Here is a 19,109-nt window from a genome sequence, read left to right as displayed (position 1 = left end):
GCAACAGAAAGACAGAAGCACTCATCGAGCTCTATAAAAGCAGCACGTTAACGGTGGCGCTAAGGTGCCGCTCCTACGGAGTTCAGTTTCATTGTTGGCAATCCGGAGCTACGGGCCTGTGGACGACGCGGCTGGGCGCGTATTGCGTTGTCGAATTACCGTGCCGCGGCTTCCTGCTCGGCCTTCCGGTTGCGCACCAAGTCGCAGGCCAGGTACAGCGCCTCGCGGAAGGACGTCGGGTCGGCGGAAAACTTGCCAGCCAGGCTGTAGGCAGTGCCGTGGTCGGGGGAGGTACGCACCACGGGCAGCCCAGCGGTGAAGTTCACGCCCCGCTCGAAGGCAATGGTTTTGAACGGAATCAGGCCCTGGTCGTGGTACAGCGCCAGCGTAGCGTCGAACTGCCGGTACTGACGCGTGCCGAAGAAGCCATCGGCGGGGTAGGGGCCGTAAACCAGGTGCCCCTCCTGCAGCAGCTGCTGGATAACGGGCTGCACCATGTCCTGCTCCTCACGGCCCAGCAGGCCGTTTTCGCCGGCGTGGGGGTTGAGCCCCAGTACGGCCACGCGCGGTTTCTGAATGCCGAAGTCCTGCCGCAGCGAATGCAGCAACATGCGCAGCTTGCCGGTCAGCACTTCCGAGGTGAGGCGGGCGGGCACATCCTTGAGCGGAATGTGGCCGGTGGCGGTGGCCACGCGCAGGTCGTCGGCCACCAGAAACATCAGGCTGTCGTTGTTCGAGCTGAAGTGATGTGCCAGAAACTCGGTGTGACCGGGGAAGTTGAATCCTGCGCCTTGGGTGTTTTCCTTGCTGATGGGGGCCGTTACCAGCGCATCGATCAAGCCGGTTTTCAGGTCGTTGGCGGCGGCTATCAACGACAGGCGGGCGGCCCGGCCGGAGGCCTCATTCGGCTGGCCGGGCGTGAGGATAAAGTCCTCGTCCCAGCAGGTCACGGCGTTGATTTTGCCGGCGGTAATATCGGCGGCTTCGCGCACCTGGCGGAAGCTCAGCGGCGGGTGGTGCTTATCCTGCGGAAAGTCGTCGAAAAGGGTAGCGGCGGTGCCGTAGACTACCGGCGTGCAGAAGCGCAGAATACGCGCATCCTGCAAGGTGCGGTAGATGATTTCGGGTCCGATGCCGGCCAGGTCGCCGGTGCTAATGCCAATGCGGGGAAGCATTCTGGGGTATTTAGGGCTTGAGGGGGTGAAGCAGCTGGCTCGGAGCTGCTGCTAGCAGTATCGTGTAACGTCATGCCGAGCGCAGCCGAGGCATCTCACCGGGCAGTAATGCCAAACGTGTGGTTACCATCAGGAGTCAGCACGCGAGATGTCTCGACATGCTCGACATGACGTTCAACGAAGCAGGCGGGATGTCTCGGCCAGCTTGACTGGTCGAGCTGGTGCGGCCATGCTAGGCGCGGCTCGTCAGGAACTTATAGAGCAGCCGCACGGCCGTGCCAGTACCTCCCTTGCCGCGGTACGAATCCGTGGCGGTGAGGAAGGCCGGGCCGGCAATGTCGAGGTGAATCCAGGGCGTGCCTTCGATGAAGCGCTCCAGGAACTTACCAGCCGAAATAGCCCCGGCTTCGGCCTTGCCAAGGTTGTTGATGTCGGCAATGTCGCTCTTGATGTGCTCGGCGTACTCGTCCCAGAGCGGAAACTCCACGATACGCTCGTGCACGCGGCGGCCGGCGGCGGCCAGCTCCTGCATGGTGTCGTCGCCGCAGGTACCCATGGCCACGATGCCTTCCTTGCCAATGGCGCGCATGGCCGAGCCCGTGAGCGTAGCCGCGTCGATAACCAACTCGGGGTGATACTTCTTGGCAAAGTGCAGAGCGTCGGCCAGGATGAGGCGGCCTTCGGCGTCGGTGTTGAGCACTTCCACCGTCAGCCCGCTGTGCATGGTGATGACGTCGCCGGGGGCCAGGGCGGGGCCGCCGGGGCGGTTGTCGGTAGCGGGTACTAAGGCAATGACGTGCAGCGGCACCTGGTTTTTGGCCAGGGCGTACATCACGCCGGTCATGGCAGCGGCGCCGGCCATGTCGCACTTCATCAGGTCCATGGAGTTGGGCGTGGGCTTCAGGCTCAGGCCGCCGGTGTCGAACACCACGCCCTTGCCCACCAGCACGTAGGGCTTGTCGTTGGTAGCTCCTTCCGGCTTGTACTCCATAATAGTGAACGTGGGCGGCTCGGGGCTGCCCTGGTTCACGGCCAGCAGGCCACCCATGCGCAGCGCTTCGATGCGGGCCTGATCGAGGATTTCGGTGTGGTAGCCGGCCTGTTCGCCCGCGGCGGCCATTTGCTCGGCAAACATGGTCGCGTTGAGCTTATTATACGGCATGTTCACCAGGTCGCGGGCCAGCACGACGCCACTGAGCAGGTTGGCCAGCGCCGTTACCTCGGCTTCCGGCGCACCCACTAGCACTACCTGCTGCAAGTCGGCGGGCTGTTGGTTTTTCTCGTCGGTCTTGTAGCCTTCGAACTGGTAGGCCGTCAGGTACAGACCCTCGGCCAGCGGCAGCGCGGCTTGCTTATCAGCGGTCAGGTCGACGATGTGCAGCGCCTCGACCTTGGCGGTTTTAAGCTTGGCGTGCAGCGCGTGCCCGTGCTTGCGCAGCTGTTCGGCCGTGAGGTCGACGCTTTTCTTGGCATCGGCCACCACCACGTAGAGCCGGTGCGAGTACAGGTTCACGGCAAACAGCTTCTGCTCGGCGGCGAGCTGGGCCTCGGCGTAGCCCCGGGCGGCTTCGGGCAGGGCGGGCGCTTCGGCGGGCAGAACAGTGGTGCCGGCGGGCAGAATCACGACGGTATCGGCGGGGCCTTCGGGCAGCGCGGTGGCGGTGGTAAGGTGCAGGGGCATCGGCGTTGGAATAGCTTTGGCTGGCAAGTTACACCACAGATGGAGACGGATGCAGGAACGGATGAAACGGGCCGGGCTACCAGCGGTGCGCATCCGCAGCATCCGTTCCTGCATTCCTTACTATCTGTGGTCTACCTTTGCCGCCCAATCCAACGCGCGGAGTCGCTCTTCGCGCCTCTGCCCGTGGAACGCGTCACCCCGAAGAAGCATCTGGGCCAGCACTTTCTGGCCGATCTGAATATCTCCCGCAGCATTGCCGAGGCCTTGCGCCTGCCCGACGGCGTGCGCCACGTGCTGGAAGTCGGCCCCGGCATGGGCGTGCTGACGCAGTTTCTGCTGGAGCACCCGGCCGAGTACGAAACCACCGTCATCGAAATCGACCGGGACTCGGTGGCCTACCTGAAAGTACACTTCCCGGCCCTGCAGGACCGCATTCTGTCGGCCGACTTCCTGAAGCAGGACCTGGGCAAGCTGTTCGAGCAACAGCCGCTGGCCATCATCGGCAACTTTCCCTACAACATCAGCACCCAGATCTACTTTAAGGTACTGGAGCACCGCCAGCAGGTGCGCGAGTGCGTGGGCATGATCCAGAAGGAAGTGGCCGAGCGCATTGCCGCCGGCCCGGGCTCCAAGGTCTACGGCATCCTGAGCGTGCTGGTGCAGGCTTTCTACGATACGGAATACCTGTTTACGGTGCCCCCGCACGTGTTCGTGCCGCCGCCCAAAGTGCAGAGCGCTGTGCTGCGCCTGACGCGCAACTCGGTGGAGCGCCTCGACTGCGACGAGAAGCTGTTCTTCCAGGTGGTGAAGCAGGCCTTCAGCACGCGGCGCAAAACGCTGCGCAACTGCCTCAAGCCCCTGGGCATGCCCACCGAAGCCATGACCGAGCCGCTGTTTGATAAGCGTGCCGAGCAGCTGAGCGTGCAGGACTTCATCGGGCTGACCAAGTACGTGGCCGAGCACCGGCACCAGGCTTAGCCCGGCCGCGCGCCCGAGCTGAGCCAACTGGCAGATGGTATTGCCGGTACTGCATTCCACCACCTCCTTCCCTGAGCTATGATTCGTTGCCTCGTTATCGATGAAATGCACCCCTCGCTGAAAAGCCTGCTGCGCGAAACCGGCGTGCAAATCGATTACGAACCCGACCTGCTGCCGGCCGAAGTAGCCGCCGCCCTGGCCGAGAAACCCTACGAAGGCCTGATTGTGCGCTCCAAGGTGCGCGTGACGGCCGATTTGCTGCGCCACGGCCCGCACCTGCGCTTTGTGGCCCGCGCCGGCGCCGGCGTCGACAACATCGACGTGGCGGCGCTGACGGCGGCCGGCGTGACGCTGGTCAACGCCCCGGAAGGCAACTCCCAGGCCGTGGGCGAATTCGCCGTGGGCACGCTGCTGGCCCTGCTGCGCAAAGTAGCCGCCGCCGACGCGGAAGTGCGCCAGGAGCAGTGGCGCCGCGAGGCCAACCGCGGCTACGAGCTGCAGGCCCGCACGGTGGGCATCATCGGTTGCGGCCATATGGGGCGCAGCTTTGCCCGCTGCCTGCGCGGCTTCGGCTGCACGGTGCTCGGCCACGACCACGACCCGGCCGTGCAACCCACCGAGTACCTGCCGCTGGTGCCGCTGGAGGAAATCCAGCAGCGCTGCGACGTGCTCAGCATTCACATCCCGTACTCGCCTGAAAACCACGCCTTCGTGAACGAGGAGCTGCTGCGGGGCTTTCGGCAGCCGCTATGGCTGCTGAACACGGCCCGCGGCGAAGTGCTCGACCACGCCGCCCTCGTGAAGCTGCTGCAGGAAGGCAAACTGCGCGGCGCCGCCCTCGACGTGCTCGACAACGAGCGGCTGACTACGCTCAAGCCCGAGCAGCGCACCCGCTTCGGGTGGCTGCGCGCGGCGCCCAACGTAGTACTGACCCCGCACGTGGGCGGCTGGACACACGAGTCGTACCAGCGCATCAACGAAGTGCTGGCGCGCAAAATTGGTGAGCTGGTGAAATAGTGAAATGGTGAGTGTGGTTCTGATTGCCAGAACCTCAACTGACCATTGCTCCAACTCAGTACCGCGCCAAGCCGCGGCCGGGCTTGCGCACTGTGGGCATGATTCCGTATATTTGCTGATGCCTGTTCGGGAGAACGGCCGGCGCCGCCGGCCGTTCTCCTTGTTTTTTTACCTGTTTGACCCACCACACCCAATTCGTCATGGCCGTCAATTATTATACCGCCGAAGGCTTGCAGAAGCTCAAGGACGAACTGCAGGACCTCAAAATCCGCGGCCGGGCGGAGGCAGCCCGTCAGCTGGCCGAGGCACGCGACAAAGGTGACCTGAGCGAAAACGCTGAGTACGACGCGGCCAAGGAGTCGCAGGGCCACCTGGAGCTGAAAATCTCCAAGCTCGAAGAAATCATCGGCAACGCCCGCATCCTCGACGACAGCAACCTCGATACCAGCAAGGTGCTGATCATGAGCAAGGTGAAGCTGAAGAACCTGAAGAACAACATGGTGCTCGACTACACGCTGGTAGCGGAGGAAGAAGCCAACTTGGCCGCCGGTAAAATTTCCGTGAAGTCGCCCATCGGCAAAGGCCTGCTGGGCAAGTCGGCCGGCGACGTGGCCGAAATCACCGTGCCGGCGGGCAAGCTGCAATTCGAGATTCTCGAAATCAGCCGCTAAGCGGTGATACCGTGAGGTAGTGAAAGGGTGAGTTTGCCGTTTTCTCCTCAGCGAAGCGTTAGAGAAGGGCGGAGCTGCGGCTTCGCCCTTCTTCGTTTTTGCGCCGTACTTTACTGCCGGCCAAAAAGAGCCGCCCGGGCACTGCCCGAACATCAGACTCACCATCTCACCATTTCACCGCATGCCTTCCATCTTTTCCCGCATCGTGGCGGGCGAGCTGCCGGCCTACAAAGTGGCCGAAGACGAGCATCACCTCGCTTTCCTCGACATCACCCCCTTAGTAGAGGGCCATACGCTGGTCATTCCCAAGCGTGAAGTCGACTACATCTTCGATCTGCCCCCGGCGGAGCTAGCGGCGCTGCACCAGTTTGCCCAGCGCGTGGCCAAGGGCGTAAAAGCGGCCGTGACCTGCAAGCGCATCGGCGTAGCCGTTATCGGACTGGAGGTGCCGCACGCTCACATCCACCTGATTCCGATGAACCAGGTGTCGGACATGAACTTTGCCAACCCCAAGATCAAAGTGGGCGTGGAGCGGATGAAGGAGCTAGCCGCCGCCATTGTCGCCAAAGTGCCCGCTGCCGATGCCGGCGCGGCCCAGGCGGCGCCGCTGCAGAGCAAAGCCGAGCGCGAAACCGCCGGCTCCAACGACGCAGCGGCCGACGGCGAGCTGGCGCAATTGCGGGAGTTGACCAACGGCCTGTACTACGTGAGCGAGTCGGATGCCCCGCTGACGGTGGTGAGCTACCCGGCCCCGGCAGGCAAGTTGAGCCCGGAGCAGCTGCTCAAGCTCCTGAGCCTGCCCGCCAGCACGCCCGTTGAAACCCAGGAGCTGATTTACTTCCTGCGCAACCACACCGCCGACGACGGCGTGCTGGGCAATGTGGACCTAGCCAACCGCTTCAAGGCCCTGCAGATGTACCTCAAGCAGGAGCTGGAGGACGTGAAAGTGTACCGCGTGGGCAAAGGGCCGCAGCTGGATGCCTACGCGCTGGGCAAAACGAGCGGTGGCAAGCTGGCTGGCTTCAAGGTGACGCTGATAGAAACCTGAGGCGCGGAGCAATCCAGCGGTGGAGCTGATTCGTACGGACCGGGCGAGTGGGCACTTTTCAACTAAATGTGTTGTTGGCTCGGAAATGGAATAATAATTGAAGACTTAGTGCAATCAGTGGCCACATTGGGTCGTCATTGCGTATAAGTCTCCTCCTTATTTGCTCTCCACTGCTATGTTGAAGTCCATTGTTTTAGCCGGCTTTATTCTGATAACGGCGAGTACGGCCCTGCGCGCACAAGGCGGCCCAGTCGCGCAGCAGAGCCCCGCTGATAGTGCCCACGCCGCGGCCGCTCCGGTGCCGGCCAACATCGAGGCCTACGTGCGCAGCCAAACCAAGGGCGGTGAGCTGGACTTCACCAAATTCCTGGCCCCCAAGAAACAGACCGTGTTTTTGCACGGCGGCAACATGTACTCGAAGCGTGACTACGCCCTGGTGCTCTGGGGTATGCGCGTCAAAGCCCTTGGTCTGGCATCGGCGGAGCGGGCCTGCGCCGTGTACACCGCCGCTACCAACCACGCGCTGACGCCCGCCGAAAAGCAGGCCTTGGTCAGTGGCTTCGAGAGCGGTACCCGCGACTAAGCTTAACCAAGCCATAAAAAAGCCCGCCCGACACTCGTCGGGCGGGCTTTGTTGTTAGCCGCAGTGCGCTCAGCGCGTCGGGCCGTGGTCAATCTGCACCTCCAGGCGTTCCTGGACGGGGGTGGGCAGCTTGCTGAGCAGGTCAAGGCCCGTGGCGTTTTCGATGGCGTCCACGCTCACGCGGTACTGCGCCCAGTCGGGCGACACGGAGTTGTCGTTGGGCGTGTCGATGGCAATGAGGCGGGCCTGCCCCGCAGCGATGCGCTGCTGGTCGTTGTCACCGTCGGGCAGCACCACCAATACCTTCCACACGCGCTTGGGCACGGTTACGTGGCCGTTGTCGAGGGTTTGGGCGGGGCCGTTGGCACCAGTGCCGCCGCGGCCGTAGCTGCCCATCAGCACGTAGACTTCGTTGCCGGCCTTCACCAGGTCGCGGGAGTATTCTTCCAGGTGATTCCAGGTGCGCTGGTTGTTCATCGGCGCCTGCGGAATCATGTTGGTCATCAGGAAGGTAGCCGAGTTATCGTCGAGGTCGAAGGAACGGTCGGCCGAAGGGCAGTTGTGGCCCTTGTCGAAACCCGAGCCGGAGTAGGAGCGGGGCGTCACCTGGTACCAGCCGCGGGGCAGGGCCGGGTCGGGTCGGAAGTCGTCCTGGCGCGGGGCCGAGCCCATCCAAGCCTTGCTCAGGTGCCACACCACCCAGGTGGGAATGCCCCGGTCGCGGGAGTAGCCCAGCGTGTACTGCGGCTTCACCATCAAGAAGTTATTTGGCGTTGCATCGGGGTTGCTGGTAGCACCGCTGGGGTTGCCGAGGCTAAGCGGGTCGTCGCGGCGGGAGGCGCCGCTGCCGCCTTGCTGCTTCTGCGGCTTGGCCGATGGTACGGGCACGCCGGGGGCCGCCGCGGGCGTTTGGGCGCCGTTGCCGGCTACGGCGGGCGGCGTACCGGCCTTGTAGGGCTCCACCGAGAAGTCGTCGATGTTCAGCCGGTCGTCGCCGCTATCTACTTTGCGGATTTCCAGGCGCAGTGGGCCGGGGCGGTTCACCACGATGGTGGCCGGCAGGCCCGCGCCTTCCACCTTCACCTCGGTGCCGGCGGGCTGCCAGCTGCGGCCGCGGTCGGCGGAGTACCACAGTTGCCAGCGCACGGAGCCGTCTTTGCCGTAGCTGGCGTGGAACAGGCGCACGCGCCCGGCTCCCGTGGGCAGGTCGAAGCGCATCTGGGCCCGGCCCTTGCCGCGCAGGCGCAGGGCTTTCTGGCCGTGTTTGTGGTCCTGGTCGGAAGTGCCAATCAGGGCATCGTCGAGCAGCCAGCGGCCCGAGCCGAGTTGTTCTTCGCCGCTGGCGTAGGAGCCTTTGCTGCCGCTCTCAAAGTCTTCGGCGAGGGGCCGGCCGGTCTGGAGCACGGCGGAGCCGGAATCGGCAGTAGCCGCCGCGTCGTCGGTGCGCTGAAAGCAGGCGGCCAGTGCGCCGGAGAGCAGCAGCGTGGAAAGGAGGGGAGACGTAATCAGGCGCATGAAGGGAGGGTAAGGCGCGCAAGATAATAGGGGCCGCTTAGCTGCCGCGGGTGCGCCGAACGAACAAGGTCAGGTACTGGGTCAACGCCGAATCGGCCCGGCCGAGCGCACCGCTTGCCTGCTCCAAGCTCGACAATCCTGTGGGTTGGTCCGAGTAAGTCCGTTTTGCCGCTACCTTGCCGCCCGCAACCGGATTTCTACCCGTTTTACTACATGATTGCACGATACTCCCGCCTGGGCCTGACGCTGGCCGCGGCCGGCGCCCTGGCCATGGCTTCCTGCCGGCCCCAGTCCGACAACGGCGCCCCCGAAGCCACTGCCGCCGATATCGGCTTCGACCGTTATAAGGAGCGCTTCATCGATTCACTTTGGTACTACAACCCCGGCTGGGCGTCCTCGCAGGGCTTTCATAAGTACGACGAGGTGCTGGTGCTGCCCACGGCGGGCCGGCGCCAAATCGAGAACAAAGCGGCGGCCCGCGGCCTGAAGGAGCTGCAGGGGTTTGAGTTCGATAAACTCTCGCCCAACAACCAGACCGACTACCTGATGATGGTGAACCAGCTGCGGAGTACGCGCTGGTACAACGACACGCTGCGCAGCTGGGAGTGGGACCCGAGCCAGTACAACCTGGGCGCGCCGGTGGCCGAAATTCTGAACGGCCGCTACCAGCCGCTGCCCCAGCGCCTGCGCAGCATTTCCGGTAAAATCAACCGGGCCATCGAGTACTACGAGGCGGCCAAGAACAACCTCCGCAACCCCACGCCCGAGCACCTGCAGCTGGCCATTCTGCAGAACAAGGGCGGGCTGGAAGTATTCGGCCAGCCACTGCTGGATTCGGTGGACCGCGCCGATTTGCCGGCGCGGGAAAAAGAGGAGCTGCGCGCCCGCATTGCCAACACCCGCGAGGCCATGCAGAGCTACATCACCTTCCTCGACCAGGAGCTGCGGCCGCAAGCCAAACGCAGCTTCCGCATCGGCAAGCCGCTGTTCGACCGGAAGTTTGCCTACGACATCGTGGCCAATGCCTCGGCCGACGAGGTGTACGGCCGGGCCCTGGCCCACAAAAAGGAGCTGCTGCGCGACATGGCCGGGCGCGCCACCCGCTTGTGGCCCAAGTACATGCCTGGGCAACCGCTGCCGGCCGATACGCTCACGCGCATCCGGCAGGTCGTTGCCAAGCTTTCGGCCACGCATACCACGCCGCAGGGCTTCGTGGGAGCTGTGCGCCAGCAGATTCCGCAGCTGGTGAAGTTCGTCGACGAGCACAAACTGCTGACCCAGGACCCGACCAAGCCGCTGGTCGTGCGCGAAACGCCCTTGTACATGCGCGGTTCGGGCGCGGGGGCGTCGGTGTCGGCGCCGGGTCCCTACGATAAGTCGGCCGATACCTACTACAACGTGGAGCCGCTGGACGGCGTGCCGGCCGAGCAGGCCGAAAGCTACCTGCGCGAGTACAACCAGTACACCCTGCAGATTCTCAACATCCACGAGGCCATTCCGGGCCACTACACCCAGCTGGTGTACGCCAACCGCTCGCCCAGCATCATCAAGGCCATTCTGGGCAACGGCGCCATGATTGAGGGCTGGGCCGTGTACGCCGAGCGCATGATGCTGGAAAGCGGCTACGGCGGCAATTCCGACGAAATCTGGCTGATGTGGGACAAGTGGAACATGCGCGTGACGCTCAACACCATCCTCGACCACCTCGTGCAGACCGGCACCATCTCGGAGGCCGAAACCGTGCAGATGCTCATGCGCGACGGGTTTCAGGAAGAAGCCGAAGCCCGCAATAAGTGGCGCCGCGCCACGCTCTCGCAGGTGCAGCTCAGCTCGTACTTCACGGGCTACAGCGAAATTATGGCCCTGCGCGACGAGCTGAAAAAGAAGCAAGGCAATGACTTCGACCTGAAGACCTTCAACGAGCAGTTCCTGAGCTACGGCAGCGCGCCGGTGAAGTACATCCGCCAGATGATGCTGCGCTAGCCGCCCGGCATGCCCCCTGATAAAGCGCCCCGGCGCAGGCCCGGTGTGGCTTGCGGCGGGGCGCTTTTTGCTGGACCAGATCAGGGCGAATTTCCCGATTTGATACCTGAAACGGAGCCTAACCGGGGCAGGGGCCGTATAAGCTTTACTTCTGCTCCCACCCATTTCTGCCTAGCCAGCCGCATGAAAGAAGCCGACCGCCAGCGCGTACACGACACGAACGACGAAGGGTTGCGCCACCTCATCCACGACCACATGAAGGTGTTTGCCAAGTTTACCTCGGAAAACTGCGCTACCTGCGAACTACTGGCGCCACCCTTTGCCCAGTTTGCCGATGACGAGCAGTACCAGCCCATTGCGTTTCTGCGCCTGAACTCCGACCAGAACCCCGTGGCCCGCAAGCTGATGCAGGAAAAAATAGCGCCGTTTTTCGTGAGCTACTGCCAGGGCCAGCTGCTGGAGTGCGACTCGCTGACGGAGGAAGCGCAGGTGCGCGAAATGCTGGACCGCCTGCGGGCCTACGTGCCGGTGACGTAAGGGGGCGCGGCTGTGTGCGGCCGTTCTGCTAGCTTCGCGCCCCGTGTTCTTCCTGCTCTCCAAACTCCTCGATTTTGCCCTGCTGCCGGCCGTGTGGCTGGTCGGCCTGTTGCTGGCCGCCGTACTTACGCGGCGCGAAGCACGGCGCCGCCGCCTGCTGCTGATTGCGCTGGGGCTGCTGATGCTGGGCACCAACAACGCCCTGGTCAACGAAGCCATCCTGGCCTGGGAACTGCCCCCGGTGCGGCTGCGCCAGCTGGGCCGCCACGACGTGGGCATCCTGCTCACCGGCGTCGGCGACGGGCACAAGTCGCCGCACGACCGGGTGTACCTGGCCCGCGGCGCCGACCGCCTGACGCACACGCTGTGGCTGTACCGGGCCGGCCGCATCCGGCGCATCCTGATTTCGGGCGGCTCGGGAGCGGTACTGAGCGTGGAGCACTCCGAAGCCCGCGACCTGCGCACGCTGCTGCGCCTGGCGGGCGTGCCGGCGCAGCACATTCTGCTGGAGGAACGCAGCCGCAACACCCGCGAAAATGCCCTCTACACCAAAGAGCTGCTGGCCCGGCACCCCGAGCTGCGCAGTGCGGTGCTCATCACGTCGGCCTTTCACCAGCGGCGGGCCTTGGGCTGCTTTCGTCGCGTGGGGCTGCAGCCGACCCCATTCCCCGCCGACTTTCGCTCCTCCGACCGCAGCTGGGCGCCTGACTATTGGCTGCTACCCGACGCCGACGCACTGAGCCGCTGGAGCCTGCTGCTGCACGAAATCAGCGGGTACATGGTGTACAAGCTGCTCGGCTATTGCTAAAGGCGCCGGTTGCCGTTGGCCTGTGTCTTCCAGCGAGTACACAGTAGCTTGCTGTTGCTTTGCGCTGATATACAAAAAGGCCTCAACCAACTGGTTGAGGCCTTTTTGTAAGTACTGACAAATGCGTGCTAGCGCTGGATAAGCAGACGTTTGGTTATTACCGATTCGCCGGTAACCAGGCGCACCAGGTACACGCCTTCGGCCAGGCCGCGCGCATCAATGGCAAGCGAAAGGGCTTGGTCACGATACCCTTGACCGGTGCGTACCTGCCTTACGAGCGTGCCGCGCAGATCGTAGATGCCCAGCGCATAAGCCCCATCCTGCGGCAGGCGCAACGTCAGCGTCGCGTGGTCCTGGGTGGGGTTCGGGGCTAGGACGGCGTCAGCAGCGGTGGTGGTAGCTGGGCCATCGGCAGCCGTGCCGGCACCGCGGCTGGCCGTGTTGGTTGGGCAGGAGCCCAGCTGGTCGCCGTGGTTCAGGTGGGCGGGGACGGCATTGGTGCTGACCTCTAGCTCCTGCCCATGGTGGCACAGCCGCACTTTGTTGGCGTGGCCGGGCACGCGGACATCCACCACCGTGATGGTAACACTGGCACTGGCCGAGCAGCCCGCGGCGTTGCGAGCCGTCACGGAAATGCTGTAGCGCCCCGCCGCGCTGGGCGCAAACGTTACGCTGGTGCCCGTGGTGCCGTTTAGGCCAGCAGCAGGGCTCCAGCTATAGGCCGTGGCGCCCGGTGCGCTGGCCGTAAGCGTGACACTCTGCGGGCCGTAGCCCAGGTAAACAGTTTGCGCATCGCCGCCGGTGTTTACCGCGGAAGCCGGGCGTACGGCAATGCTGGGCGCAGCTTGGGCCGGCAGGGCAATACGTCCGTCGCAGTTGCGGTCCTGCCCGCAGACATCCGCGGCGGCCGGGTTGATGCTGGCGTCCTGGTCGTTGCAGTCGCCGGCCTGGGCCACGTACCCGCTTGGTGCGGTGCAGCCGGTGGCCGTGAGGCCGGAGCCAAACCCGTCGCCGTCGGCATCCCGGTAGAAGGTCAGGCCCGGGTGCACGCCGGCGTTGTGGTCGTCGCAGTCCTGATCAGCAGCGTAGCCGTCGCCGTCGGCATCGGCGTAGGCCACGGTGACAGTAACGGCGGCCGAGGTAGCCGTCAAGCCTTCGCTGTCGGTGGCTTTGGCCGTGAGTGAGTAGGCGCCCGCAGCGACATTGGCCCACACGAAACTATACGGCGCCGTCGTGGCCGCGCCCAAGAGCGTGGTGCCTTGGAAGAACTCCACTTTGCTCAGATTGCCGTCAGCATCAGTGGCGGCGGCTGTGAGTGTAACCGTGGCCGGCGCGGCGAGGGTAGCACCGGCTACCGGCGAAGTCAGGCTGACGGTAGGGGCGACGTTGACGGGAGCCGGTGCGCAGGTAGCGCCGACGGTGTAGCGGTCGGGCGTAGCCGACGTGTTGCGTTCGAAGCCGCCGGGGCCCACCTGATACGTGAAGTAGACGTTCAGCACTGCGCCACTCACCTGGTTGGGCACGGTGTAGGTGAAGTCGTCGGCCGCGTTGCGGGTCATCAGGTAGCCCGGCCCATTGACGTAGAGGATGGCCAGGTTGCCGCCGGCCGTAGCACCCAGCGGGTGGAAGGTGAACGTCACATCCGAGCCGCTGGTAACGGCCGCCCAGCTGAAGTCGCCGTTGGTGGCCGTGCCGCAGTAAGCCGCCGGCCCGTGCGGCCCGCCGCTGCTGACGGTTACCGCTACGGCCGTGGAGGTCGTGCTCAGTCCGCTGTTGTCGGTAGCCTTGGCGGTAAGGGAGTAGGTACCCGCCGGTACATTGGCCCAGGCGTAGCTGTACGGTGCAGCGGTGGCGGTGCCCAGCAGCGTGCTGCCCTGGTAAAACTCTACCCGGCTGACGGAGCCGTCAGCATCCGCCGCACTAGCCGTGAGGGTGATGGTGGCCGGAGCCGTGAAGCTGCTCGATGCCGCGGGCGAAGTCAGGCTGATGGTGGGGGCTTGTGGGGCCGGCGTGGTGCCGCAGGCCGAGCCCACGGTGTACTGGTGCGGGGCCGCTGCGGAGTTTCGCTCCCCACCGCCCGGGCCTACCTGGTAGGTGAAGTAGAAGCTCAATACCCGTCCGGCCGTCTGGTTGGTTACGGTGTAAGTAAAGTCGCCGGCGGCGTTCCGGCTCATGCCGTAGCCCGCGCCGCCCACGTACAGAATAGCTAGGTTGCCGCCCGCCACGCCACCGAGCGGGTGGAAGGTAAACGTGACGTTGTTGCCGCTGCTCGTCGCGGCGTAGCTGTAGTCGCCGCTGGCGGCGGTGCCGCAGTACGTCACGGGCGGCAAAACGACCGATTCGGTGCTGAAGTAGATGTTGTCGAAGTAGAAATCGGCCGTGGCACCGGGAGCGTCGCCGGCAAACATAAAGGCTTGCTCCAGCGACGACCAGTCCAAGCTACCGAATGCCGCCAGCGGAATGGCGACTTCGTGCCACTGCCCGTCGCGCACGAGGCCGTACTGCGTGGCACCGGCCGGGAAGTCCACCCAGCCCTCGGCACCGCCGGTTTTCACCCCAAACTTGAACTGCCCGCCGTAGCTGGTTTTGTACTGCAGGTGCAGGGAGCCGTTGGCGAAGGCCGCCAGGTTCTTCACGCTATTGGCAATGCCGAAGCCGAACCAGTTGCCGGCCGTGGCACGCAACGCCAGCACCTCCTGTCCCTCAAAGGGCGTGGGCGCGGCGATGTTGACCAGGTTGTTCCAGATGTAAAGGTTGGCATCCTGCCCGTAGCTGAGCTTTTCCTGAATCTGCGCGTCTTCGGAGTACACCCCAAACCGCGGCCCGGCAATGACGTTGCTGCGCACCGTCACGCTCACCGGCGTGGAGGTCGTAGTCAGCCGGCCGTTGTCGGTGACTTTGGCCGTCAGGGTGTAGGAACCCGCCGGCACACCGGCCCAGGTGTAGGCGTAGGGGCTGGTGTAGTCGGTGCCGAGCAGGGTGGTGCCGTTGTAGAACTCCACTTTGTACACCGAGCCGTCGGCGTCCGCGGCATCGGCCGTGAGCGTGAGGGTAGCGGGCGCGGTAAAGGCGGCGGAAGCGGTAGGCGAAGTCAGGCTGACAGTAGGGGCGGTGTTGTTGGGGGCGGCCACGAACAGCGTCACCGGGGCCGAGGTGGTTACCACGCCCTGGTCGTCGGTGGCCCTGGCCGTGAGCGAGTAGGTGCCCGGCACTACATTGGCCCAAACGTAGCTATGCGGCGCCGTCGTGGCCGCGCCCAGCAAGGTGAAGCCGCTGTAAAACTCGACTTTGGTTACCGAGCCGTTGGTATCGGCCGCGTTGGCGGTGAGCGTGACGGTGGCCGGCGTGGTCACCAGCGCCTCGTTGGCGGGCGAGGTCAGCGCGACGGTGGGGGCAGGGTTGGCCGCCACGCCGCCGCTGTAGTAGATGTTGTCGAAGTAGAAGTCGGCCGGACCGGTGGCGGCGTCGCCGGCAAACATGAACGTCTGCTGCACCGAGCCCAGGTCCCCGTTGCCAAAAGCTGACATCGGGATGACCACCTCGTGCCACTGTCCGTCGCGCGCGAGACCATAGCGGCTGGTACCGGCCGGAAAGTCGAGCCAACTTTCCCCGGCGCCCGATTTCAGCCCGACCTTGAACTGCCCTGCGTACGTGGTCTTGAAGTGAAACTTCAGCGCGCCCTGGTCGAAGGCCACCAGGTTTTTCACGTCGTTGGCCACCCCGAAGCCGAACCAGTTGCCGGCGTTGGCGTGCAGCGCCAGCACCTCTTGTCCCTCAAACGGGGTAGGCGCGGGGGAGGTGATGTTCGTGAGGTTGTTCCAAATGTAGAGGTTGGCATCCTGCCCGTAGCTGAGGCGCTGGGTCACGGCGGGGTTTTCGGTATAGATGCCGAAGTCGCCGGCTATGCTGTTGTTCGAGCCCAGGTACAGCTCGTCGCCGGGGCTTTGGTAGAGGCGCACGTAGTCCACCAGCATCTGCCCGGGCAGCGGCGCAGTGATGTCGCCTGCGCCGTAGAGGCCGGTGTATTGCCCGCCCACGGCCAAGTTCAGCAGGATGTACTGGGCCTGGTGAAACTCCTCCAGGTCAGCCGCGGCCGCGTTGGAAATATCAATGGCGTAATACTCCGTGCCATCGATATACATGCGGATGAACTGGCTGTCCCAACTCATGCGGTACACGTGGTAGTCGTCGGTGAGGTTGGTGGGTGAGTCGTAGTGCGTGTCATAGGCGGCGTGGGTGTTGTTGTACTCCCAGTGCGTGGCGCCGCCCAGCCGGCGGTTGGTCAGCCCGGCCTGAATGGCGGCTGCCGAACCCATTTCCATGATGTCGATTTCGCCGCTGGCGGGCCAGTTGCCGGTGGCGCCCAGCATCCAGAAGGCGGGCCACAGCCCGTTTTGCAGGTTAGGCACCTTGATGCGTGCCTCCAGCGTGCCGTACTTGAATTGCACCCGGCCCAGCGTTTTCAGGCGCGCCGACGTAAACGAGCGGCCCTGGTAGGCCTCGCGCCGCGCCTCGATGACGAGGTTCCCGTTTTCCACCCGGGCGTTGTCGGGGCGGTTGGTGTAAGTCTCCAGCTCGCTGTTGCCCCAGCCGCACACGCCCTGCGCGCAACCGTCGCCCTGGTCAAAGGTCCAGTTGCTGGCGTTGATGGCCGGTCCATCGAAGTTGTCTTCCCAGACCAGCCGTTGCTGGGCCCGGGCCGGCAGCTGAAACAGAAACAATAAACCGCCCAGCAAGGCCAGCATCAGTGCACGGGCCTGCCAGACGCACCTGTAGAAGGTTGCCTGCATAGTGGTGGGAATTAGGTAGGAAGAAAAGGCGCGGCGCTGCCCGCTAACGGGACAAGCGTGAAGGCAAATGGAATTATTCCGCTAGGCAGCAGGTCTTGGCCTGCCCTCGGCTACTAGCTGCGGAGCCGTAGAATAATGCTAATGTATCCCGGCTTGTTTCTGATTTACAAGCTTGTTAAAAGCCAACCTTCCGGCTGACTACTTATATAGTCATAACCATATACGCTTACGGCACACGCGCCGTCGGGGCAAAATCATTCGATAGTGGCCAATACCAACGCGGCGTACAGCAGCTGTCCTACGCTTAAAAAACAAAGTCTGGAAATAGATTTTTTTGATGCTGGCGGGCTGCACCGCAGCCGGAGGCACTAACAAACAGGTGCAAAAGCGCAGAGCGCCGACACCTTGGCTGTGGTGCCGACGCTCTGCAATGAATAGGCGAACTAGACCAGTGTGTTGTTAGTTGCCAGGTTCAGGACTGGGGTATGCAGCAAGCCGGCCCCATAGGTAACCAAGCGCCCGCCCCTAGCCGCCGAATTTGGTAAGCTTGAGAAAGTTGATGAATACACTGACGCGGTGCCGGCCGAGCACGTCCAGGGGCGAGTGGGTCAAGGGCAGCGCGTAGCCATAAAACACATTAACTACGCCCAGCAGACTAGCACCTGCCTGGGGTATCACCCGCAGGTCTACGGCGCGTTTCGGACCGCCCAAGGGGATGTAAGCCGCAAAGTCCAATCGACCACCAATCACGTAGTATTCCACCTCGTACGAAAACTTAGGCGCCACAATCAGGGGTTTGGCCAGGGCTTCCAGCTCGAGTGAGGGGCCGTGGTTGAAGCCCCACTCGCCGGTCCCGCCGTCATGCTGCTGAAAGCCGACTTCCACGCCGCCGATTTTTCCCTGAGCTAGCCCGCCCAAGCGAAAGGTGACGTTGGACTCCGAAGCGGCGCGGTTCTTCTGGCGGGCCCAGCCGGCTTGGGGGCAACCCCGCCACGGGTCGGGGCCCACGGGCTGGCCTTGTCGCTCAAAACAACGGTACAGATCATCACACCCACGCTCATCGTGTAGATAATCCAAGCGGTAGCGGCCACGCTGGCAGTAAGCCTCGGTGGTTAGCGTCCGGCTCCAGTGGTGCTGCTCAATCAAGGTATCGAGGTCGGCCACGGCGCGGCGGTACTCCTGTTGCTGCACGTAGGCTTGGGCCCGAGCAGTGAAGGTGGCCGCCCGCAGGTTGTGGTATGGGTTGTCAGGCGGGTAAGGGCTACTCGAATACCCCGCTAGCGGATGCTGGATGTACGCTCCGGCCACGCGGGCGTGCAGCAGCCGCGACAGGATTTGCACGGCTTGCGCCATCTGGCCACTGTTCGTCAGCTCGCGGGCATGATTGACCGAGTCCATATAAGCGGTGGCGTAGGCACCCAGTTCGGCAGGCGTCGCAGCTACCCGATACGCGGGCATGGGGCAGCCGCGCCAGCGTGGGTGCGTGGGGGCGGTGCTGGTGGTGTCGTGGGTGTACACCCAGCGCAGGTCCTCGCAGCCCCCGGCGCGGTCGTTGAGGTGGTCGATTTTAAGGATGCCCAGGGCGTAGCGGTGCAGCGGCGCGGGGTTGGGAAGGGCCAGCAAGGTATCGAGGTAGGCCCGGGCCCGGGCATACTGCCCCCGGCGCCGGGCTACTTCGCTGCGTAGGTAAGTAAGATTGACGGGGCCTTCGTCGAGCGGTGGTACCCGCACGTAGGGCCCTACTTGCCCGGCGGCTAGCTGCTGCAGCAAGTAGTCGGCGCGGGCCAGGCGGCCAGCCTGCAGTAAGAGCGGAACGCGGGTCAGCGAATCGCGCCACCTAGCCTTTGCCGCGGATAGTTCGATTGTGTTGAGAGGTGCCCGGCTGCCGGGAAGCTTACAATCGCGCCAGCGTGGGCTGCTCGTCCGCACGGTATCCAATTGGTAGCTGGTAGCCATATCGGCGCAGCCGCCGGCGGGGTTATGGAGATGCTCAAGTCGCAACAAGGCCCGTTGGTAGTAAGCGTCGCGCAGGAATTCCGCCGGTAGCTTTTCAAAGAAGCCGTTGCTGGAACTCATGTAGGGGTAAAACCGCTCGGCGTAGCGCAGGGCCTGGGTCAGGTCCGCCTCGGCATCCACCAGGGCCCCACGGTACTGGCGCGCTTCGGCGCGCAGGCTGTACACCGGCAATCGAAAATCAAGCAAAAACCGGCCGCTTTCCTCTTGCAGGTAGTAACGACGGTCCGCCAGCGGCGTCTCATACCGGTTGAGCAAATAGGTAGCTAGCCGCTCGACTGTGCTTAGGCGGCCGAGCCGGGCGTACCGC

At 64.1% G+C, this 19,109-nt stretch carries 13 protein-coding genes; 8 read left to right on the top strand and 5 right to left on the bottom strand.

Features of this window, described 5'->3' with window-relative positions:
- Positions 1-155: 155 nt before the first annotated feature.
- Both pdxA and B0919_RS05700 read right to left on the bottom strand, forming a co-directional pair.
- The gene (pdxA, locus tag B0919_RS05705; protein ID WP_078011255.1) at positions 156-1,175 is read right to left on the bottom strand and encodes a 4-hydroxythreonine-4-phosphate dehydrogenase PdxA; all 1,020 of its coding nucleotides are present in this window, start codon (positions 1,173-1,175) and stop codon (positions 156-158) included.
- A gap of 232 nt (positions 1,176-1,407) precedes the next feature.
- Positions 1,408-2,856 carry a leucyl aminopeptidase family protein gene (locus B0919_RS05700; protein WP_078011254.1) on the bottom strand — a complete coding sequence of 483 codons (1,449 nt, stop codon included), beginning with the start codon at positions 2,854-2,856 and terminating at the stop codon, positions 1,408-1,410.
- 183 nt (positions 2,857-3,039) lie between these two features.
- Between B0919_RS05700 and rsmA the strand changes: the two genes are divergently transcribed.
- The 5 genes from rsmA to B0919_RS05675 all read left to right on the top strand — a co-directional run bounded on the left by rsmA (position 3,040) and on the right by B0919_RS05675 (position 7,153).
- Positions 3,040-3,834 carry a 16S rRNA (adenine(1518)-N(6)/adenine(1519)-N(6))-dimethyltransferase RsmA gene (gene rsmA / locus B0919_RS05695; protein WP_078011253.1) on the top strand — a complete coding sequence of 265 codons (795 nt, stop codon included), beginning with the start codon at positions 3,040-3,042 and terminating at the stop codon, positions 3,832-3,834.
- A gap of 78 nt (positions 3,835-3,912) precedes the next feature.
- On the top strand, positions 3,913-4,851 hold the full coding sequence (locus B0919_RS05690; protein ID WP_078011252.1) for an NAD(P)-dependent oxidoreductase: 939 nt from the start codon (positions 3,913-3,915) through the stop codon (positions 4,849-4,851).
- A gap of 200 nt (positions 4,852-5,051) precedes the next feature.
- On the top strand, positions 5,052-5,522 hold the full coding sequence (gene greA, locus B0919_RS05685) for a transcription elongation factor GreA (RefSeq protein WP_078011251.1): 471 nt from the start codon (positions 5,052-5,054) through the stop codon (positions 5,520-5,522).
- A gap of 181 nt (positions 5,523-5,703) precedes the next feature.
- Complete coding sequence (locus B0919_RS25925; RefSeq protein WP_078011250.1) at positions 5,704-6,570, top strand: nuclease A inhibitor family protein; 867 nt, start codon at positions 5,704-5,706, stop codon at positions 6,568-6,570.
- Positions 6,571-6,745: 175 nt separating this feature from the next.
- Positions 6,746-7,153: a hypothetical protein gene (locus tag B0919_RS05675; protein ID WP_078011249.1), complete on the top strand. Its 408-nt coding sequence runs from the start codon at positions 6,746-6,748 to the stop codon at positions 7,151-7,153.
- 69 nt (positions 7,154-7,222) lie between these two features.
- Here B0919_RS05675 and B0919_RS05670 read toward each other — a convergent pair whose 3' ends face one another.
- Positions 7,223-8,668: a DNA/RNA non-specific endonuclease gene (locus B0919_RS05670; protein WP_078011248.1), complete on the bottom strand. Its 1,446-nt coding sequence runs from the start codon at positions 8,666-8,668 to the stop codon at positions 7,223-7,225.
- A 213-nt stretch (positions 8,669-8,881) separates the two neighbouring features.
- Between B0919_RS05670 and B0919_RS05665 the strand changes: the two genes are divergently transcribed.
- The 3 genes from B0919_RS05665 (at position 8,882) to B0919_RS05655 (ending at position 11,996) form a co-directional block, all read left to right on the top strand.
- Positions 8,882-10,651 (top strand): DUF885 domain-containing protein, encoded by a 1,770-nt coding sequence (locus B0919_RS05665; protein ID WP_078011247.1) that lies wholly within the window; start codon positions 8,882-8,884, stop codon positions 10,649-10,651.
- A 183-nt stretch (positions 10,652-10,834) separates the two neighbouring features.
- Positions 10,835-11,188, top strand: coding sequence for a thioredoxin family protein (locus B0919_RS05660; protein ID WP_176132869.1), 354 nt, complete (start codon positions 10,835-10,837; stop codon positions 11,186-11,188).
- Positions 11,189-11,231: 43 nt separating this feature from the next.
- A complete protein-coding gene (locus B0919_RS05655) occupies positions 11,232-11,996 on the top strand; it encodes a YdcF family protein (RefSeq protein ID WP_078011245.1) in 765 nt (254 codons plus the stop codon).
- Between the two features lie 128 nt (positions 11,997-12,124).
- Here the strand turns inward: B0919_RS05655 and B0919_RS05650 are convergent, their stop codons facing one another.
- Together B0919_RS05650 and B0919_RS05645 are read right to left on the bottom strand one after the other, a co-directional pair.
- Complete coding sequence (locus tag B0919_RS05650; protein WP_078011244.1) at positions 12,125-16,786, bottom strand: Ig-like domain-containing protein; 4,662 nt, start codon at positions 16,784-16,786, stop codon at positions 12,125-12,127.
- A 525-nt stretch (positions 16,787-17,311) separates the two neighbouring features.
- The gene (locus tag B0919_RS05645; protein WP_139361933.1) at positions 17,312-19,057 is read right to left on the bottom strand and encodes a hypothetical protein; all 1,746 of its coding nucleotides are present in this window, start codon (positions 19,055-19,057) and stop codon (positions 17,312-17,314) included.
- Positions 19,058-19,109: the final 52 nt, after the last annotated feature.

Source organism: Hymenobacter sp. CRA2, from assembly GCF_002007105.1.
Classification (GTDB): Bacteria; Bacteroidota; Bacteroidia; order Cytophagales; family Hymenobacteraceae; genus Solirubrum.
This window is presented reverse-complemented; position numbering and strand designations above follow the sequence as displayed.

Bases quoted from the DNA above. Each gene is read 5' to 3' on its own strand.
- pdxA (WP_078011255.1), bottom strand. From the start codon at position 1,175: ATGCTTCCCCGCATTGGCATTAGCACCGGCGACCTGGCCGGCATCGGA.
- B0919_RS05700 (WP_078011254.1), bottom strand. From the start codon at position 2,856: ATGCCCCTGCACCTTACCACCGCCACCGCGCTGCCCGAAGGCCCCGCC.
- B0919_RS05690 (WP_078011252.1), top strand. From the start codon at position 3,913: ATGATTCGTTGCCTCGTTATCGATGAAATGCACCCCTCGCTGAAAAGC.
- greA (WP_078011251.1), top strand. From the start codon at position 5,052: ATGGCCGTCAATTATTATACCGCCGAAGGCTTGCAGAAGCTCAAGGAC.
- B0919_RS25925 (WP_078011250.1), top strand. From the start codon at position 5,704: ATGCCTTCCATCTTTTCCCGCATCGTGGCGGGCGAGCTGCCGGCCTAC.
- B0919_RS05675 (WP_078011249.1), top strand. From the start codon at position 6,746: ATGTTGAAGTCCATTGTTTTAGCCGGCTTTATTCTGATAACGGCGAGT.
- B0919_RS05670 (WP_078011248.1), bottom strand. From the start codon at position 8,668: ATGCGCCTGATTACGTCTCCCCTCCTTTCCACGCTGCTGCTCTCCGGC.
- B0919_RS05665 (WP_078011247.1), top strand. From the start codon at position 8,882: ATGATTGCACGATACTCCCGCCTGGGCCTGACGCTGGCCGCGGCCGGC.
- B0919_RS05660 (WP_176132869.1), top strand. From the start codon at position 10,835: ATGAAAGAAGCCGACCGCCAGCGCGTACACGACACGAACGACGAAGGG.
- B0919_RS05650 (WP_078011244.1), bottom strand. From the start codon at position 16,786: ATGCAGGCAACCTTCTACAGGTGCGTCTGGCAGGCCCGTGCACTGATG.